11 protein-coding genes are annotated in these 18,588 nt (G+C 46.7%); 9 read left to right on the top strand and 2 right to left on the bottom strand.

The window, feature by feature from the left end; genetic code table 11:
- The first annotated feature begins 279 nt into the window (after positions 1-279).
- Positions 280-1,398, top strand: a complete 1,119-nt coding sequence (locus FC652_RS11345; RefSeq protein ID WP_176298640.1) for a porin — start codon at positions 280-282, stop codon at positions 1,396-1,398.
- Positions 1,399-1,971: 573 nt separating this feature from the next.
- Here the strand turns inward: FC652_RS11345 and FC652_RS11340 are convergent.
- Together FC652_RS11340 and mnmC are read right to left on the bottom strand one after the other, a co-directional pair.
- Complete coding sequence (locus tag FC652_RS11340) at positions 1,972-2,604, bottom strand: DUF2057 family protein (RefSeq protein WP_176298639.1); 633 nt, start codon at positions 2,602-2,604, stop codon at positions 1,972-1,974.
- Between the two features lie 459 nt (positions 2,605-3,063).
- On the bottom strand, positions 3,064-5,076 hold the full coding sequence (gene mnmC / locus FC652_RS11335) for a bifunctional tRNA (5-methylaminomethyl-2-thiouridine)(34)-methyltransferase MnmD/FAD-dependent 5-carboxymethylaminomethyl-2-thiouridine(34) oxidoreductase MnmC (protein WP_176298638.1): 2,013 nt from the start codon (positions 5,074-5,076) through the stop codon (positions 3,064-3,066).
- Positions 5,077-5,204: 128 nt separating this feature from the next.
- Here mnmC and fabB point away from each other — a divergent pair, with 128 nt between their 5' ends.
- The 8 genes from fabB (at position 5,205) to FC652_RS11295 (ending at position 18,527) form a co-directional block, all read left to right on the top strand.
- Positions 5,205-6,416, top strand: coding sequence for a beta-ketoacyl-ACP synthase I (gene fabB, locus FC652_RS11330; protein WP_011079885.1), 1,212 nt, complete (start codon positions 5,205-5,207; stop codon positions 6,414-6,416).
- A 243-nt stretch (positions 6,417-6,659) separates the two neighbouring features.
- A complete protein-coding gene (locus tag FC652_RS11325) occupies positions 6,660-7,793 on the top strand; it encodes a 4-phosphoerythronate dehydrogenase (RefSeq protein WP_176298637.1) in 1,134 nt (377 codons plus the stop codon).
- Positions 7,790-8,803, top strand: a complete 1,014-nt coding sequence (locus tag FC652_RS11320; RefSeq protein WP_176298636.1) for an aspartate-semialdehyde dehydrogenase — start codon at positions 7,790-7,792, stop codon at positions 8,801-8,803. The genes FC652_RS11325 and FC652_RS11320 overlap by 4 nt, the downstream gene beginning before the upstream one ends.
- A gap of 213 nt (positions 8,804-9,016) precedes the next feature.
- Positions 9,017-14,632, top strand: a complete 5,616-nt coding sequence (locus FC652_RS11315) for a FimV/HubP family polar landmark protein (RefSeq protein WP_176298635.1) — start codon at positions 9,017-9,019, stop codon at positions 14,630-14,632.
- 125 nt (positions 14,633-14,757) lie between these two features.
- On the top strand, positions 14,758-15,552 hold the full coding sequence (truA, locus tag FC652_RS11310) for a tRNA pseudouridine(38-40) synthase TruA (protein WP_176298634.1): 795 nt from the start codon (positions 14,758-14,760) through the stop codon (positions 15,550-15,552).
- Between the two features lie 174 nt (positions 15,553-15,726).
- On the top strand, positions 15,727-16,653 hold the full coding sequence (gene accD / locus FC652_RS11305) for an acetyl-CoA carboxylase, carboxyltransferase subunit beta (protein ID WP_011079890.1): 927 nt from the start codon (positions 15,727-15,729) through the stop codon (positions 16,651-16,653).
- 44 nt (positions 16,654-16,697) lie between these two features.
- Entirely contained in the window at positions 16,698-17,963 is a 1,266-nt protein-coding gene (gene folC, locus FC652_RS11300) for a bifunctional tetrahydrofolate synthase/dihydrofolate synthase (protein WP_176298633.1), read from the top strand.
- Positions 17,964-18,527, top strand: coding sequence for an SPOR domain-containing protein (locus tag FC652_RS11295; protein WP_013571323.1), 564 nt, complete (start codon positions 17,964-17,966; stop codon positions 18,525-18,527). It abuts the gene before it with no gap.
- The last annotated feature ends 61 nt before the right edge of the window (positions 18,528-18,588 follow it).

Raw genomic sequence — 18,588 nt, 5'->3', positions numbered from 1 at the left:
ATCTGGTTGGCTTGGGTGTAAAGTTAGATCTAGATCATATTGGTTTGATGAAATTTGGTCTTGCTCATATTTTTTTAGAAAAAAAATAAGTTCCTGTTGGATGTTTTACGCCGCGAAGTTAGTCTAAGAGCCATGGATACACACGGTGTATGCAGGAAATAAAAAAACCAAAATTAGGACTAATTAGGTTTTTTAATAGGAAATGAGTTCTCCCTTCGGCGGCCAACTAAAGGTGAGAATGAAAAAATACAGCTATATCCATTTTTAGGAGTTTTTTCCATGGACAAAATGTTTAAACGTACTCTTCTCGGCGCAGCAGTTGCAACTGCAGCTATTTCTGGTGCTGTTCAAGCTAAACCAGCTACAGACACTGTTGACCTTTATGGCCAAGTTGCTCTTTCTATTTGGCAGTTTGGTGAGCACAAGCTTGGCGGCGGCGATGCACCGATCAACTTTGAAAACGAATCACGTTTTGGTCTTCGCGGCTCTAAAGAACTTGCTCGCGGTCCTAAACTGATTTGGCAAATGGAAGGTGGTAACGTTGGTGACACCGGTGCAGCCAGTGGTGTAGGTGTACGTGATACTTTCGTTGGTTTTGAGTTTGACAACGGTGGTAAGATTCGCGCTGGTCGTTTACTAACTCCGACTTATGAAATCATTGACTGGCCTTATTCTGGTCAACGCGCAGGTGCAATTTTTGACTGGGGCGGCGATGTCATCGGTGGTGCTCGCTACGACCGTCAATCAAACATGGTGCGTTACGATTCTGCAAATCTAGGTGGTTTCACATTTAACGTAGCGGCAGGTCGTGGTACAGAATCTGATAAAGATTCTAACTTCTACAGCTTGGGTGGTCACTTTACTAAAGGCGTTCTAACTGTTCACGCTGGCTACGAAGTGGGTCAAGACCGTAGCGTTGGCACTTTTGATTCAGTATACGCTCAGTGGTTGGCTCAAAATCCAGGTCAAGGTGTTCAAAATCTTAAAGGTTCTGCAAAATCTGATACAACGGCAGCTATCATCGGTTTCGAGCTTCACTTCGATGGCTTTGGCATCAACGGTGCGTTTAAAAATGAATCAGCAGAGTACAAAGATGTTGTGCTAGCCGATGTTGCAAGACCTGAGTTGACTGGTGTCGACATCGCTCAAAACAGCTACTCTCTGGGTGTATACTACTCAGGTGTGGAAAACTGGAACTTCAAGATGAACTATGCGGCTAACCTAGACGCAGAGCTAGACAGCACAGAAGTTAAAGGTTCAAACGACTACATTGTGTCTGCACAAGCAATGTACTTCTTAGATGATTCTGCATTGGCTTATGTTCGACCATACATGATCTCCAAAGATGACTCTGATGCAGAGTTTGGTTGGGGTGTTGGTCTAGAATACTACTTCTAATACAATCTCTTGCTAATACCAATGAAAAGCCAGCAAAAAGCTGGCTTTTTTGTTACCTTTTTTAAGTCACTATTGTCTACACATTTATCTAGAATGGTTTCTTGTAGTTAGCTATGTTGAGTTAAGCTAACTGCTAATTTGGATGAATAGTGCACAAGCGTTCGTAAAGTGCCACAGCGGATTTGCATTTGTTTGAAAATTCTACATTATCTTTTTTGGTTTAGTCATATTATGAAACGTTACATTAAGTAATAACCATTTTTAGGGTCGAATAGAGTAATTTTTTGATTATCGGATAGTTGTTATGAGATTGAGTTCATTCTGAACTAATTTATTTATTAGATAGTGTATTAAGTACGCATAAAATGGAAGGCGCTGCCTATATTAGAAATTTTCTAGGCTTCTAACTTAATTGCGAATTGAGTAAAAATATAAAGCATGAACTTGTTAGGAAGGTGATAATAATAACTCATCGTTGAGATTTGATATGAGAGCGATTCATATGTGCTAAATATGGGTGTGTTGTTCTTGATTGAATGGAGACATGAATATGATTTCATGTCTCTGGTTGTTTTATTCTAAGTTGCTTATAGCCCAAGTTAAGAACTTTCTCTTTTCCTCTAGAGTTGCATTCTCATAAGCATTTCTTAGGACTTCATAACTAGAGCTTGATTCGGTTTCGCTTCCGCTTGTGGTATTCTTCGATGATGAAAAGTTTTTTAAGCTCGCAATTTCTTTGCTCATGTTGTACTTCTCAACCTCGTGGACCATATCGGGCATTAGCTTAAATCCAATCGAAATTTGGCCTTTTTTAAGTGAAGGCGGTTCGATATTTTCCGAATCGATTAGTTGAAATGTTGGACTATTGTTAAACTTCATGCCTTGATCAAAAGTCTCAATCTTTGGGACTTTTAATACAAGTTTGGTGTTTTCAGCATCGAATGTAGCAACCAAAGGTTCGGATTTGAATTTGGTTTTTTGCCCACCTGATTCTCTAACAATATTAGCAAGCCTAAACACAATCTGGTTAACACCATCTTTTAGCGTCAAGTTGTCTTGATAATCAAAACCAAGACTTGAATAGCCAGCGTCTTCACCATTCACCGTAAGTAATTGAACACCACGAGGAATGTCGATAGAAATATCTGCAAGAGCAGGTGCTGCAGACAGTAGTAAAACAGAAAATAGGGTTTTCTTGAGTTTCATAATCACTCCATGATATACGTCAGTGCTTTCAATTAGAGTTATCAAAAAACAAATATATTAGATTTTTTTTGCTAAGAAAACCGATTTAATCGCAGGGTGAGAGACGTGTTTGAATCATTTAAGCTAAAATACTTTTTGCATCGATTTTTTATATCTAGATATTGACGTTGTAGCGGGAAGGATGGGAGATATGGGTTTATGAGTCACTCACTGACAAATAATCCTTTTTGAGTATGTTTAGGTAAACAAGAGCGGCATTATGAAGAACAACTAAAACTGTACATCGGCAGACAGAATATGTACATAAATGGCGTTTTCTTGAACTGGCGCTGCTATAAAAATGTGCAGCCAAGCCGTTAATAACAAAAGGCCATCTCTATCTACCCGTTAGATACGTTGGTGATGATGGCCTAAGTTCTAGGCACTAAAAGTGTTATCTTTAGAGATATACATTGAAAGTTATATGAATGTTTTACCGCGGCGCAGTTTTCTTACCCACATGCGGCTTGGGTGTAACTCCTCAAGCACGTCAACAGGCAAAGGCAGCGGATCGCTACAGATTTGCGAGGCGAGCAACTCAGCCATCAGTGGGGCAGAGCTCAAGCCACGAGAGCCAAGACCAAGGAGGCAGAATAAGTTCGGAAACTGAGAAATTACCTCAATCTCTTCTACTTGAGTGTGCTGCAAATCGGCGTATTGATGTTTAATGGCCGAGAAGTCGCCGACATTGCCAACAAACGGCAGATGATCTCGGCTCACACAGCGGATCCCTTGGCGAGATAAATTGCCAGATGTATCCACTTCTTTTGCCCACGCTTGGTTTGGGACACATTGCGTCAGTTTCTCGGCATTCTCTTGTTGCGCATTGGCATCAAACTCAGTATCCAAATGGCGGCGATCGTAACTCGCGCCAATGCAAAGATGCTGATTGTTTGGGTTGACGGGAGTCATGTAGCCGTCGTAACACAGCACACTTTTGAGCTTAGAAAGCGTCTCAGTAGCAGGAGCATGGCTGACTTGACCTTTAACTTTCGCCAAAGGAATGTCAGCGGTTTGGCTGAAGGTTTGGTACTCATGACCATTGGCAATAACCACAGCACTATGAGCATCGTGTTGACCCTGGGCATGAACTTGCCATTGTTGTGACATTTCATCCCAGATGAGTTGTTCAACACTCTGCTCAAATTTGGCCGTGAAGTTACCGAGGGTGTCCAAGTGCGCAAAGAGGGCTTGGGTTAACTCTGCCGGGCATAGCCAGCCGCCAAGTGGATAATGAACCGATGCCATGTCGATCGGCAAACCAATTTTTGCTGCGGTTTCTTCTACGGAGAGCTTTTGAATCAACTCGGGTGCAAAGTTCCCAGCGAGCATCTTGTCCAACTTGTTGGTTGATTTTTCATCCCACATCAACTGAGTCACGCCACACCAGTCATGATCGAAGGTGAGCGCTTGTGCGGCTTGCTCTACAAACTGGCGAGCAAACAAAAACGCGGGGGCAAATACGCGTGAAACGCCATCATGATTGCCATTGAGTAAAGGGTAAACTGCGCCTTGTCGGTTACCCGATGCACCTTCTGCCGCTTGGGCGTGTTTGCAATAGAGGGTCACTTTTTGCCCACGTTGAACCAAGGCTTTTGCGAGGGCTGCGCTGGCAATCCCTCCGCCAATGATGGCAATAGAATCGAGATGAGATGCAGAGGTGCGATTGAAGTAAGGCGCGTGGCGACTTTGTGGTTGTCTTGTTTCCATGCAGCCTGCGATCATTTCTCGCTTGGTGCCAAAGCCTTTCACTTTTTTCATGGCAAAGCCCGCTTCAATCAAGCCTCGTCTTACAAAACCCGCAGAGGTAAACGTCGCCACGCGACACTCAGACTTCGCCAGTTTCGCCATTCCATTGAAAAGATCTTGATTCCACATCTCGGGATTTTTACTTGGAGCAAACCCATCAAGGAACCAAGTATCGATGATGCCTTCTTCACCGTAAGGCACCGAGGGTAGGCAATCTTTAATATCGCCCAGCCACAGATCAAGCGTGACAGCGCCATTGTCCAGCACAATGCGATGACATTCTGGAACAGCAGGTGGATAATGACGATGAAGTTTTTCCGCGAGTTCCGCCAACTCAGGCCAAGCTTGATGCGCTTTGATCAAATCTTGTTTGCTAAGGGGAAACTTTTCAAAGCTGACAAAATGTAACTCTTTGAGTGTTGCGTCAGGGTTTGCACGGCGAAAGTCATTGAACGCCTGCCAAACCGCGAGGAAATTCAATCCAGTGCCAAAACCCGTTTCGCCAATCACAAAACGACGGCGGTCAAATTCTTGCCATCTTTCAGGAATAAGATTTTGTTTAAGAAACACATAGCGCGTTTCTTCTAGGCCGTTCACATTGGAGAAGTAAACGTCATCAAATTGGTCAGAAACCGGTGTGCCGACTTCATTCCAGCCGAGTTCTGCATGGGTAATGGATGTCATAGTAGAATGTAAATCTGTGATGTAGCGCGGTTAGAATAGGGCGATTGTACGAATTTCTGGGAAAGCTGACCACTTTTGTTATGCTTCTTAGTTATTATCTAGCGGATTTTGAATTATAGGAATGTCACATGAAACGAGTCGTAATCACCGGTATGGGTATTGTTTCAAGTATCGGTAACAACGTCGAAGAAGTGCTTGCTTCTCTAAAAGCAGGTAAATCAGGTATCACTTCGTCTGAGCAATTCAAAGAGAAAGGCCTGCGTTCTCAGGTGTGGGGCGATCTGAAAATTACTCCTGCCGATCATATCGATCGCAAACAAATGCGCTTTATGGGCGATGCGGCTGCGTATGCATACCTATCGATGGAACAGGCAATCGCGGATGCGGGCCTGACAGAAGATCAAGTTTCAAACGACCGTACAGGTATCGTTGCGGGTTCTGGTGGTGCTTCATCACTAAACCAAGCGGCGGCAGTAGACACGCTACGTGAAAAAGGTGTGAAACGTATCGGTCCTTACATGGTGCCTCGTACCATGTCATCAACCGTTTCTGCGTGTTTGGCAACACCATTTAAGATTCGCGGTGTGAACTACACCATGAGTTCAGCGTGTGCGACTTCAGCACACTGTATTGGTCACGCAGCGGAACTTATTCAACTAGGCAAACAAGATATCGTGTTTGCAGGTGGTGGTGAAGAGCTCGATTGGACATTGACTATGATGTTCGATGCGATGGGCGCACTGTCAACCAAATACAATGAGACGCCAGAAAAAGCGTCTCGTACTTACGATGCAGACCGTGATGGTTTTGTTATCTCTGGCGGCGGCGGCATGCTGGTGATCGAAGAGCTTGAGCACGCCTTAGCGCGTGGCGCGAAAATTTACGGTGAGATCGTCGGCTATGGTGCGACATCGGATGGCTACGACATGGTGGCACCATCCGGTGAAGGCGCTGTGCGTTGTATGAAGATGGCGATGCAAGATGTAGAGAAAATCGACTACATCAACACGCATGGTACTTCAACGCCAGTCGGCGATGTCAAAGAATTGGGTGCGATTCAAGAAGTCTTCGCGGGTAACAGCCCTGCTATTTCAGCAACCAAAGCGATGACAGGTCACGCATTGGGTGCCGCAGGTGTTCACGAAGCGATTTACTCAACGCTGATGCTACACCACAACTTTATTGCGCCAAGCATCAATATCGAAAACCTAGACGCTGCGGCTGAAGGTCTTGATATTGTGACGGAAATGCGTGAAGCAGAATTGAATACAGTGATGTCGAACAGCTTTGGTTTCGGTGGTACCAATGCGACTTTGGTGATTAAGAAATACCAAGGTTAATGGCAAAGCTCAGCCGTGTTGCATCGCAGCACGGTCACCAGTTTCCAGAGCTTGATCAGTACCACTGATCGAACAGACGCAGACTCTGTCCCATGGAGAGCGGGACAGGATCCTTTTGTTCTGGAATTTTACCCGGTCTTGTACCGGGTTTTTTCTTTTTGTTTGTCGGTGAATGTGTTGAGATTTTTATGAAAAAGGGCACAATCACTGCAACTTTCCAATATGGATCTGGGATTTGCCACAATGAAAATTCTTGTTGATGAAAACATGCCTTACGCCGAGACGCTGTTTAGCCAGCTTGGTGAAGTAATTTTGAAGCCGGGCCGCAGTTTGACGGCTGACGACTTGGTGGATATTGATGCACTGATGATTCGCTCAGTGACGAAAGTGAACGCTGCATTGATCAGCAAAGCCAACAAACTGAAGTTTGTCGGTACCGCAACAGCGGGCATGGATCACGTTGACCAAGCGCTATTGAAAGAAAAGGGCATTTACTTTACCGCGGCTCCAGGCTGCAACAAAGTGGGTGTCGCCGAGTATGTCTTTAGTGTCATGATGGTACTGGCACAGCAGCAAGGTTTTTCGGTTTTTGAACAAACCGTTGGCATAATTGGTGCTGGACAAGTTGGCAGTTACTTACAGCAATGTTTGGAAGGCATCGGTATTAAAGTACTGATTAATGACCCTTTTAAGCAAGAAGAAGGGGACGAACGTGAGTTCACCTCGCTGGATCGTTTGTTGCAAGAAGCGGATGTTATCACCTTACACACGCCAATCACACGCGACGGTAAATATCCGACACATCACCTGATCAACGAAGAAATTCTAAACTCATTGCGTGCGGATCAAATTTTGATTAACGCTGCACGTGGTCCTGTGGTCGATAATCAAGCGCTTAAGCGTCGTCTGCAACAAGCTGATGGCTTTACGGCGGCACTTGACGTGTTTGAATTTGAGCCAGAGGTTGATATGGAGCTACTGCCTCTGTTAGCATTCGCCACCCCTCACGTGGCTGGTTATGGTCTTGAGGGGAAAGCTCGCGGAACCACAATGATCTTCAATAGTTATTGTGAGTTCATCGGTAATGAACTTCGTGCGCATGCCAGCGACCTCTTGCCAACTGCGCCTGTGCCAAAAGTGGTACTGGATCGCAAGTGGGATGAAGCAACGCTCCATACCCTGACGCAATTGGTCTACGATGTGCGTAGAGATGACGCACAATTCCGACGCGAAATCGGTGCGCCAGGTGCGTTTGACCTAATGCGCAAAGAGTATTGGGATCGTCGTGAATACAGTGCAGTCACGCTAGTGGGAAGCGCGCAATGTCGTCTAAAACCACTAGCAAAACTAGGTTTTCAAGTTGAGGTAAGTCAATGAGCCAACAATACAATGTTGCCATTCTAGGGGCGACCGGAGCGGTCGGTGAAACCATTCTTGAAGTGCTTCAAGAGCGCAAATTTCCTGTCGGTGAGTTGTACTTGCTAGCCAGTGAGCGCAGTGAAGGTAAGACTTACCGTTTCAACGGTAAAACAATTTACGTGCAAAATGTCGAAGAGTTTGACTGGTCGCAAGCACACATCGGTTTGTTCTCTGCTGGCGGCGACCTTTCTGCGAAATGGGCGCCTATCGCAGCAGAGGCTGGTGTGGTTGTGATCGACAACACGTCACATTTCCGTTATGAGCACGATATTCCATTGGTGGTTCCAGAAGTTAACCCAGAAGCCATTGCTGAATTCCGTAACCGCAATATCATTGCCAATCCTAACTGTTCAACCATCCAGATGCTGGTGGCACTTAAGCCAATCTACGATGCAGTAGGTATTGAGCGCATTAACGTTTGTACTTATCAGTCGGTTTCTGGTGCGGGCAAGGCAGGTATTGATGAGCTAGCGGGACAAACCGCGAAACTCTTAAACGGTATTCCGGCGGAAAACAAACAGTTTGCTCAGCAAATTGCGTTTAACTGTATTCCACAAATCGACAAATTCATGGATAACGGCTACACCAAAGAAGAGATGAAAATGGTGTGGGAAACGCAGAAAATCTTTAATGATGCGTCGATTACCGTTAACCCAACGTGCGTGCGCGTCCCGGTTTTCTATGGTCACGCTGAAGCGGTTCATATCGAAACGGGTTCACCGATTGATGCAGAAGAAGTGGTTCGTCTATTGGAAGAAACCGAGGGCGTTGAAGTATTCCATGGTGAAGATTTCCCAACCCAAGTTCGCGATGCTGGTGGTAAAAACCATGTGATGGTTGGTCGCATCCGTAACGACATCAGCCATCACAGTGGCGTGAACTTGTGGATCGTGGCGGATAACGTGCGTAAAGGTGCTGCAACCAATGCTGTTCAAATCGCAGAAGTGTTGATTCGCGACTACTACTGATCTCGAAACACTCGGCTTCAAGCCTTAAGAATACTCAAGCCTCGCCATGTGCGAGGCTTTTTTGTTCGATTAGAGAGCAATTGTGTGAGATTAGTACGAATATCATGTCAGCCCCACATTTTTTGGCTTAATTCCTATAGTTTTGCCGTGGTTATCCGATATATTTAACAGATCATGATTTAAATTATAACTAAGCACAGAGCTGAGCCTTCTATGCGTCAAATTTTTAAGCGCCTGTTAGCCCCTTTATTGCTAATGACTGCGCTACCGACATCAGTTTCACAAGCGGACGGCATTCGATTAGTCGGTCCTACTGGTGAAGTGCAATCATCGCCAAGTTTTTCAGAACAAGTTGAGCGTGCCAACTCGCCACTGCCTGTTTCCGATGAACCCTCTCGTTTCTATGGCCCAACAAGTGCAAACGAAACCTTGTGGTCAATCGCCAGCAAATTACGCCCCGCTAATAACGTCTCGGTACAACAAACTCTCTTAGCCATTTACCGATTAAACCCGCAGGCGTTTGAGAACCAAAATATTCACAGTTTAGTACCTGGTAGTACCTTGCGTGTGCCGTCGCTCGCTCAAGTGCGCAGCGCTTCAACCGAGCAAGCGGTCACGGTGATGAAAGCACATCAGGATAAGCTCAACGCGACTCCTCGTCCTATTGCGCCAACGCCAGTTACTCGCCCAGTCAAAGTGACGCCAGCGACACCAGCCCAAGCAGTGAGTGAAACGGTGAAGGTGGAGTCCCCAGTCGACACTACACCAGTGAAGACACTAGACGTTCCTCAAGTAAAAACACTTGAGAAACAGCTCGAGATGTCTGAAAGCGAGTTAACCGCACTGGAAGAAAAGAACCACAATTTGCGTTTGATGTTGGCGGAAGTTCAGTCCGAAGTGGATGGATTGAAAACCGAGCTGGGTGATGAAAACCGTATTCGTTCCGAAGTCGAGAAGTTACTCGCAGAAGAAAAGGCGAAGCTTGAAGAACAGCAACGCATGCAACCATCGGCGTTTGATCAATTCTTATCAAATGGCTGGATGGTGGCTGCCGCTGCCCTGATTCCTGGGGCATTGATCGGCCTTTTGATTGTGATGCTACTGGGGCGCCGTAAAGAAGCGGAACCAAGCGCAAGTGAAACACAAACTGAAGCGCCATTAACACCACCGCCAATGTCAGATTCGGATCTGGACGATCTGACCGATGATCTCACCCTCGATGATGACCTCTTCAGCGACAGCGATGACAATAGCGAGTTGCTGTTTGATGACACTATGGGAGACGACGAAAACGACGTCTTTGGTGATCTTGACGACAGTGATCTCGATTTCAATCTTGAAGGCGAAGATGGTGAAGACCCATTTGCTAGCATCGGTGATGACGGCGATCTGGATACTGACTTCGATGACTTTGACTCGTCAAACAACGGCATCAGTGTTAAAGGTTCTGACAAAGCGCTGGGTCTTGAAGAGATGGAGCGTGCGCTGGATGAAGTTAGCCCAGAGCTAGAAATCACTGACGACGAAGAGAGTGACTTTGATCTTTCTGGTGAAAACGTCGGCATGTCAGAAGATGACTTAGCGGAATTGCTGGCGTCCGATGAACCGACGGAAGACCTAGGTGATTCAGCCCTTGACCAGTCAATGCTTGATGATCTGTTCTCCAACTTGGGTGACGATGATGAAGTTGACGAGTTTGATTTAGGTTTAGATGAAGATAGCGCGGCTGCACCAACTGAAAACAAACAGATGTCTGATGCAATGTCTGGAACGATGGCATCAGATGAAGATATTGATCAGCTACTGGCCCAGTTTGATGAGCCAGTCATCGATGAATCAGAACTGGAAACGCAAAGCAGCCTAGACGAATTAGAGTCGCTATTGGAGTCTGGTGCTGACGACACGCAAGACGACTTATCCACCTCATTGTTAGATGAGATGTTGGAACAGGCTTCAGATGATGAAGTGAGCCTCGATCCTCTTGATGAGCTCGAAGCTCTGGCGGGTCTAACTGACGATGAGATTGAGGTATCGCCAACAGACACAGAGCTGCTTGATGAGCTACTCGAAGCGGACGAAGAAGAATCACTTGATGAATTTGATCCACTCAGTGAGTTAGAGGAACTCGCGGCCTTTGGTCAAGATGAGGTTGTGCCTGAGCTGGATGAAAACAGCACCGATCTGCTCGATGAATTACTGGAAAGTGCACCAGAGAGTGATGAGTCGCTTGAGTGGCCAGAAGAAGAGTTGGCAACGACAGAGGAAAGCGATCTCTTTGATGAACTGATTGGCTTAGATGAGAGCGACAAAGCTCAAGAGGACGATGCCGCTGAGTCGTTCGATTTTGCCGCAGAGCTGGATGCTGCATTAGATTCATCAGAAGATTTTGTTGAACTGTCCGTTTCTGAACCTGCGATTGAAGAGGTGAGTGCGGAAGTTGACTCGGTAGACAACACAGCGATTGATGAGCTATTGGATGACGTTCTCCCTCTTGAGGAAGCGTCACCTGAGCAAGATGAACCGACGGCAGAGGTCGAAGAACTTGTTGAGTCCATCGATAGCCCAATGGCTGACGATGAATTTGAATCAACAGAATTCAATAGCAGCCATTTTGCTGAAGATTTGGCTAACGTTGCGCCGACGCTTGATCCACTGCTAGATGCATTCCCAGAGGATATTGAAGAAGTCAGCACCGCTGAAGCAGAACTGAATACCGATCCCCAGACCCTACAAGAGTCGCTGGACGATTCAGCAGAATCACTGCTTGAAGAGGCGGCGCCGTCTGAGTCTGTCTTACCTACAGAGCTGCTTGCCGATCTGCCAGTGGAAGAGGGAGAAACTGGTGATGTCGATGACATCGATGCTCAAGATGACCTAGATGACCAAAATGATGACTGGTTGCAAGCCGCCATTGATGAAGTAGAAAGCCCACGTCAGTCAATCGATGAGTATGAGCCTACAACGCAGACGGAAACCGCAGAGCAAGAACTGCTTTCTGACCATGAGATAGCGACCACGGCACCTGAGCTTGATGTTGAGGAAGCACAAGAGCTACAGGAAGAAGACTGGCTACAAAGTGCGATTGATGAAGTTGAATCACCACAGATTGATTCAGAGCTGCATGAGGTCGATTCAGATGAGCGCATTGCATCGACTTCTTTGGCGACAGAGGTTACTGAAGAAGCGTTAGATGGGCATCCTGATGACGCCATGCTTTCAGAGCTCGATGACACACAAGCTCAAGACGATGAGCTTGTGGATCTTATCGACGATATCGCAGAGCCTGTTTCGACTGACGCAGAAGCGTTGTTGGCGCAGGACATTGAGGATGCTCAAGAGCTTGAGGCACCTGCAACGGAGATGCCGTTAGAAGAGCCTGTTCATGAAACGCCGACACCAAACGCAGTGCCAAATGAATTTGGTACTCCCGTCGAAGAAGATTGGGCAGAAGCAGAGACTCTTTTTGATGGTCTAGTAACCGACAGTGAACTGCCACAAGCACAACAAGAAGAATCGCTAGCAGTATTAGCAGAGGCTGAATCGACGGCAGAACAGGACGACAGTCTCGACGACTTAGAACTGTTGGAATTCGATGAAGAAGATGCACTGGAAGCCTTAGCTGATGAGTCTGCACAAGAAGCCAATGCGGTTCTCGGTGAAGATGCTATCGGCTTGGATGAGTTAGCGCTTAACGAGTTTGGCGAAGATGACGAGTTGGCTGTGCTAGCCGATGAGCCTGGTTTTGCAGAACCTTCGCTTGAGAGTGAGCTTGAAGACATTGATCTTGACGAACTGGATTTCCCAGAGTTTGGCGAAGAAGAAGCGTTAGCATCTCTTGAAGAGGAGCCGATGCTATCTGAGGTCGAATTGTCTGAGTCGGAGTTGGTGACGCCACCAATCGACGAAACTGAGCTACTGGAGCAAGCTGAAAGCGCGGTGACTGATCTCGGCAGCATTGAATTTAATGAGAGTGAACTACCGGAGTTCGGTGAGGAAGATGCACTGTCTGCAATGGCAGATGAACCTTCACTCGCAGATTTTGAATTAGATGAGCCCGTTGAAGAAGGTGAAATCGACCTTGCTGATGAGGTTGAGTTTGACGAACTCGAACTGCCAGAGTTTGGCGAAGACGAAGCGCTGGCCGCAATGGCAGACGAGCCTTCTTACGATGCTCCGCTTGTGGAAGAGGAAGTGTTTGCGGCTGAAGAGCCAGCCGTTGAATCTGAAGTGACAAGCGAAGAATCTGCGTTAGATGACGTTCTTGAGCCAAGTGAAGATGTAACTGACAACGTAGAAAGTGCAGAAGAGCAAGCACAAGCCGAAACAACGGACGATGTATTCGACTTTGACGAGCTAGAACTGCCAGAGTTTGGTGAAGACGAAGCACTGGCTGCGATGGCAGACGAGCCTTCTTACGATGCTCCGGTTATGGAAGAGGATGCGTTTGCGGCTGAAGAGCCAGCCGTTAAATCTGAAGTGACAAGCGAAGAATCTGCGTTAAATGACGTTCTTGAGCCAAGCGAAGTCGCAGCTGACAACGTAGAAAGTGCAGAAGAGCAAGCTCAAGCCGAAACAACGGACGATTCGTTCGACTTTGACGAACTCGAATTGCCAGAGTTTGGTGAAGACGAAGCACTGGCCGCAATGGCAGATGAGCCTTCTTACGATGCCCCAGCTGTGGAAGAGGACGCGTTTGCAACGGAAGAGCCAGCAGTCGAATCCGAAATCACAAGTGACGAGTCCGCGTCAGATGAAGTGCTTGAGCCAAGCGAAGTCGCAGCTGACAACGTAGAAAGTGCAGAAGAGCAAGCTAAAGCCGAAACAACGGACGATGCGTTCGACTTTGACGAACTCGAATTGCCAGAGTTTGGCGAAGATGAGGCGGCAGAAGCGGTTGCCAGTGAGCCAAACATCGAACCTGATGCTGAGCCTGAAGCAGAATCAGACGATTTTGAAATTGATGATATCGAACTGCCAGAATTTGGCGAAGAAGATGCCATCGTTTCGGTGGCAGAGGAGCTCGATGAAGCGCCAATTACCTCCGAGCCAGAAGAGCAAGATTATCATTTTGACTCTTTGGAATTACCATCGATTGAAGAGAGTGGTGAGTTAAATACCGTTAACAAGCCGCACATCAATCCTTCTTCCTATGAAGAACAAGATGCATTGTTTGACGTATTTGCCCAAGAGGTGGGATTCGAAACGGCGGAAGAAGAAATTCTTCATCAAGAGTTTGATGAAGCTGCTATGGCTAATTTGCTCTCGGAAGATGCGTTAGACAATAACTTTTTCCCAGATGTATCTGACAGGGATGCTGTCGCCAGTGCCGGCCTTGATCTAGAAGCGATGCTAGAATTTGGAGGAGATGACTGGGCTGGCTTTAAACTTCCAGAAGAGCCGTCTGAAACGGTAGCATCTGAACTCCCTGTTGATGAGCGTGAAATTTGGAGTTCAGAAGAAGCATTAAGACAGCCAAGCATTGATGAAGAAAACTGGGCTGAGCAAGACGACTTTGATCCGAAGAAAAACCAATACATGACGATTGACGAGCTCATGGCTCAAGTGGATGGTGATGAAGTGGAGTTTGAAGAGGAAGATCTCAAACTGGATGTCGGCCTGGATGAATTTCCTGATGTGATTGGGGACATTAGCAACGTCGATGTGGATGAAAACGCAGAAGCGGCAGGTAAACTGGATCTGGCAAAAATTTACATCGAAATGAACGATGCGGAAGGGGCGACCAAACTGCTCGAAGAAGCGATTGTTTATGGTGATGACGATGTTCGCCGTGAAGCGAAAAATCTTATTGATATGATTAACGGCCGTTAATTTTGTTCTTCAGTAACAAGGGGTAGCTTTCGCTGCCCCTTGTTTTATCGCTCAAAGTTTGAGGATTAGAAATTCAAGCCACAACCGTTTATACTTCCCGCCCCAAATTCAAATCGAAGGTTATCATGAGAATTGCATTAGGCATCGAATACAATGGCACTGACTATTTCGGTTGGCAACGTCAACGCGAAGTCGCCAGTGTTCAAGAAAAGCTGGAGAAGGCGCTGTCGAAAGTAGCTAACCATCCAGTAGAAGTCCAATGTGCAGGTCGCACCGATGCTGGGGTTCACGGTACTGGGCAAGTGGTTCACTTCGATACCAATGTTGAGCGCAAAATGGTTGCTTGGACCATGGGGGCCAATGCGAACTTACCCAAAGACATCGCAGTACGTTGGGCAAAAGAAGTACCAGATGAGTTCCATGCGCGTTTCTCAGCAACTGCTCGCCGCTACCGCTACATCATTTTCAACCATGCATTGCGTCCTGGCATTTTAGGCTCAGGGGTAAGCCATTATCATGGCGATCTTGATGAGAAGAAAATGCATGAGGCGGGACAATATTTGTTGGGCGAAAATGACTTCACCTCGTTTCGTGCGGTGCAATGTCAATCGCTCAGTCCATTTCGCAATATGATCCATTTGAATGTGACGCGTCACGGACACTATGTGGTGATCGACATTAAAGCCAATGCCTTTGTGCACCACATGGTGCGCAACATTACGGGCAGCTTAATTATGGTCGGTCGTGGTGAGCAAGATCCAGAGTGGATCAAATGGTTGCTCGAAGCGAAAGATCGTAAGTTCGCCGGCCCGACGGCCAAAGCCGAAGGTTTGTATCTCGTCGATGTGGACTACCCTGAAGAGTTCGATTTACCTCGCGAGTCGATCGGTCCGTTGTTTTTGCCCGATAATTTGAACTAATCGAGAGATTCAGATTCAAAAAAATGAGTAACTTAGCGTGCGACTTTGACTGAAAAAATAGGTACAACCAGTTTTTTATCTACAGTTGTCGTTATATGTGGTTTAATCCACACGCGTAAATTCGAATTTTTGTCTTTCGCTATGGAGCGGAAGCGTTGAGAGAAAAGGTCTTCCATGAGTTGGCTTGAAAAGATTTTAGAAAAAAGCAACATCGTAAGCTCACGTAAAGCGTCTATCCCTGAGGGTGTGTGGACGAAATGTACTTCATGTGAGCAAGTTCTGTATCATGCGGAGCTTGAGCGTAACCTTGAGGTGTGTCCTAAGTGTAATCACCACATGCGTATGAAAGCGCGTCGTCGTCTAGAAACGTTTTTGGACGAAGGCAATCGCGTGGAGCTAGGTGGTGAACTTGAGCCGCAAGATAAACTGAAGTTTAAAGACTCTAAGCGTTATAAAGAGCGTATCGCAGCGGCGCAGAAGAGCAGCGGTGAGAAAGACGCCCTTGTTGCGATGAAAGGTGAATTGCTAGGCATGCCTATTGTCGCTTGTGCGTTTGAATTCTCGTTTATGGGTGGTTCAATGGGCTCTGTTGTCGGTGCGCGTTTCGTACGTGCGGTTGAAGCGGCAATGGAAAACAACTGCGCGCTGGTATGTTTCTCAGCAAGTGGTGGTGCACGCATGCAAGAGGCTCTGATGTCTCTCATGCAAATGGCAAAAACCAGTGCGGCGTTAGAGCGTCTATCTGCGAAAGGTCTGCCGTTTATCTCTGTGATGACCGACCCAACCATGGGTGGTGTTTCAGCGAGTTTAGCGATGCTTGGCGACATTAATATCGGTGAGCCAAAAGCGCTGATCGGTTTTGCTGGTCGTCGTGTTATCGAGCAAACCGTGCGTGAAGATCTGCCTGAAGGCTTCCAGCGCAGCGAGTTCCTACTTGAGCACGGTGCCATCGATATGATCGTCGATCGCCGTGAAATGCGCCAGCGCGTTGGTGGTTTGATCGCCAAGCTGACCAATCACAAGTCGCCTCTCGTTGTTTCTGTGAACGATTCACCAAATGAAGCGGCATATTCTGTACCAGAAGCGAACGAAAAAGGGTAAAGTAGCCTCTAACAAACAACCAAGTCTTTGATGGTTATCGTTAGATGAAACAAAACTCTATTCCACAAGCCACATCCCCTATGGCGGTGTGGCTTGATTATTTAGCCAACATACACACTTCTGCCATTGATCTTGGCCTAGACCGAGTTCAAGCTGTTGCTCTCAAAGCAAACCTCACCAAACCTGCACCTACTGTGATCACTGTTGCTGGCACGAACGGCAAGGGTTCAACTTGTGCGTTAATGGAAGCGATCTTACTTGATGCTGGATATTCCGTTGGCGTTTACAGCTCGCCACACTTAATTCGTTATAACGAACGAGTCCGCATTAATGGTCAAGACCTTGCGGACGAAAAGCACTGTGAAGCGTTTGATTTCATTGAGCAACAACGTGGTGATATCAGCCTAAGCTTGTTTGAGTATGGAACGCTGGCTGCATTACGCTTGTTCCAAACGGAAAAGGTCGATGTGGTTCTTTTGGAAGTTGGGCTGGGCGGGCGATTGGACGCCACCAACGTGGTGGATCACGATGTCTCAGTGATCACTAGCTTGGCGCTTGACCACGTAGATTGGCTCGGAGATGACATTAACGTTATCGGCTTTGAGAAAGCGGGCATTTATCGTAGTGGTAAGCCAGCTATTTGTGGCCAGCCAACGCCTCCGTCAACCGTTGCTGCACATGCAGACGATATCGGCGCAGAGCTTTACCAAGTCGGTATTCAGTTTGACTATCAGCTTTCGGGCGAAGGTTGGCGCTGGCAGCATGGTGCTTTCGCATTGGAAGATTTGCCTCTCCCAGGGTTGCCTTTGCCAAATGCCGCAACCGCGTTAATGGCGCTAGGTGCCTCCGATCTTGAACTGAGCGATATCAACATAGTCAACGGACTAAAAAATGCGAAGTTAGCGGGTCGAATGCAGGTGTTGCAGACAGCGCCGTTAATTCTTTTGGATGTGGCGCATAATCCTCATTCCGCGGAATATTTAGTGACTCAGCTTCAGTCTCGCTACCAAGGCAAAATCATCCATGCGGTGATTGGCATGTTGAAGGATAAAGACATCAAATCGACGCTAGAAGTTTTAGCGCCCGTGACACGCCATTGGTACCCAGCCTCGCTGACAGGACCAAGAGCCGCGACAGCAGAAGAATTGATTCAATATTTGCCGCAAGGCACACAAAGTTATACCGATCCAGCACACGCTTTTGACCAAGCACTGTCACAAGCACAATCTGATGAGATAGTGTTAGTGGTTGGCTCTTTCCACACCGTGGGTGAAGTGTTGGAGCATTGGCAACAAAACAAAGGTAATTAAATGGCAAGTAAGTTCCAAAGCCGTCTGGTGGGGACCATTATCTTGGTCGCTATCGGCGTGATAGTGCTTCCTGATGTCCTCGATGGCCAGAAGCTTCACTATAAAGAAGAGTTTGCCACCATTCCGATCAAACCGGAATTGAGCAATGAAGTGGAGAGTTTTGAAATTCTTGAGCCCGTAGAAGACGACATCAAGCTACCAGACTCTCCTGTGGTCGCGACGGTGGGGCAGTCTGTGTCAACGTCAAGTGAAACGCAACAAAGCCAAACAAAACCGAAATCTGTTGAAGTCAAAATCAACGAGGTCGCAGAAAAGAATAACTACGAAGATTCAGCATGGATCATTCAGTTAATGGCACTGCGTAATGAAGAGAACGCGCAGAACATGGCGAAGGATTTGCAGAAACGCGGTTATCAAGCGCATACCATCAAAGAAAATGGTTTTACTCGAGTTGTAATTGGTCCTGATGTGTCAAAAAGTAAACTTGAAAGACAAGTCGTGGAATTGGAAAAAATTACCGGTTCCAAAGGTCAATTGCTCAAATTTAAACCACTAAACCCATAAGAAAACGTTTGCGTCAGCATTTTTTCTGTTAAAATGCGCGCCAACTTAAGATGAAGAAAAC

Origin of the sequence: Vibrio sp. 05-20-BW147, from assembly GCF_013369385.1 — a bacterium.
Classification (GTDB): domain Bacteria; phylum Pseudomonadota; class Gammaproteobacteria; order Enterobacterales; family Vibrionaceae; genus Vibrio; species Vibrio floridensis.
The sequence above is the reverse complement of the archived record's forward strand: the minus strand, read 5'-3'. Positions and strand labels throughout refer to the sequence as shown.

Bases quoted from the DNA above. Each gene is read 5' to 3' on its own strand.
- FC652_RS11345 (WP_176298640.1), top strand. From the start codon at position 280: ATGGACAAAATGTTTAAACGTACTCTTCTCGGCGCAGCAGTTGCAACT.
- FC652_RS11340 (WP_176298639.1), bottom strand. From the start codon at position 2,604: ATGAAACTCAAGAAAACCCTATTTTCTGTTTTACTACTGTCTGCAGCA.
- mnmC (WP_176298638.1), bottom strand. From the start codon at position 5,076: ATGACATCCATTACCCATGCAGAACTCGGCTGGAATGAAGTCGGCACA.
- fabB (WP_011079885.1), top strand. From the start codon at position 5,205: ATGAAACGAGTCGTAATCACCGGTATGGGTATTGTTTCAAGTATCGGT.
- FC652_RS11325 (WP_176298637.1), top strand. From the start codon at position 6,660: ATGAAAATTCTTGTTGATGAAAACATGCCTTACGCCGAGACGCTGTTT.
- FC652_RS11320 (WP_176298636.1), top strand. From the start codon at position 7,790: ATGAGCCAACAATACAATGTTGCCATTCTAGGGGCGACCGGAGCGGTC.
- FC652_RS11315 (WP_176298635.1), top strand. From the start codon at position 9,017: ATGCGTCAAATTTTTAAGCGCCTGTTAGCCCCTTTATTGCTAATGACT.
- truA (WP_176298634.1), top strand. From the start codon at position 14,758: ATGAGAATTGCATTAGGCATCGAATACAATGGCACTGACTATTTCGGT.
- accD (WP_011079890.1), top strand. From the start codon at position 15,727: ATGAGTTGGCTTGAAAAGATTTTAGAAAAAAGCAACATCGTAAGCTCA.
- folC (WP_176298633.1), top strand. From the start codon at position 16,698: ATGAAACAAAACTCTATTCCACAAGCCACATCCCCTATGGCGGTGTGG.
- FC652_RS11295 (WP_013571323.1), top strand. From the start codon at position 17,964: ATGGCAAGTAAGTTCCAAAGCCGTCTGGTGGGGACCATTATCTTGGTC.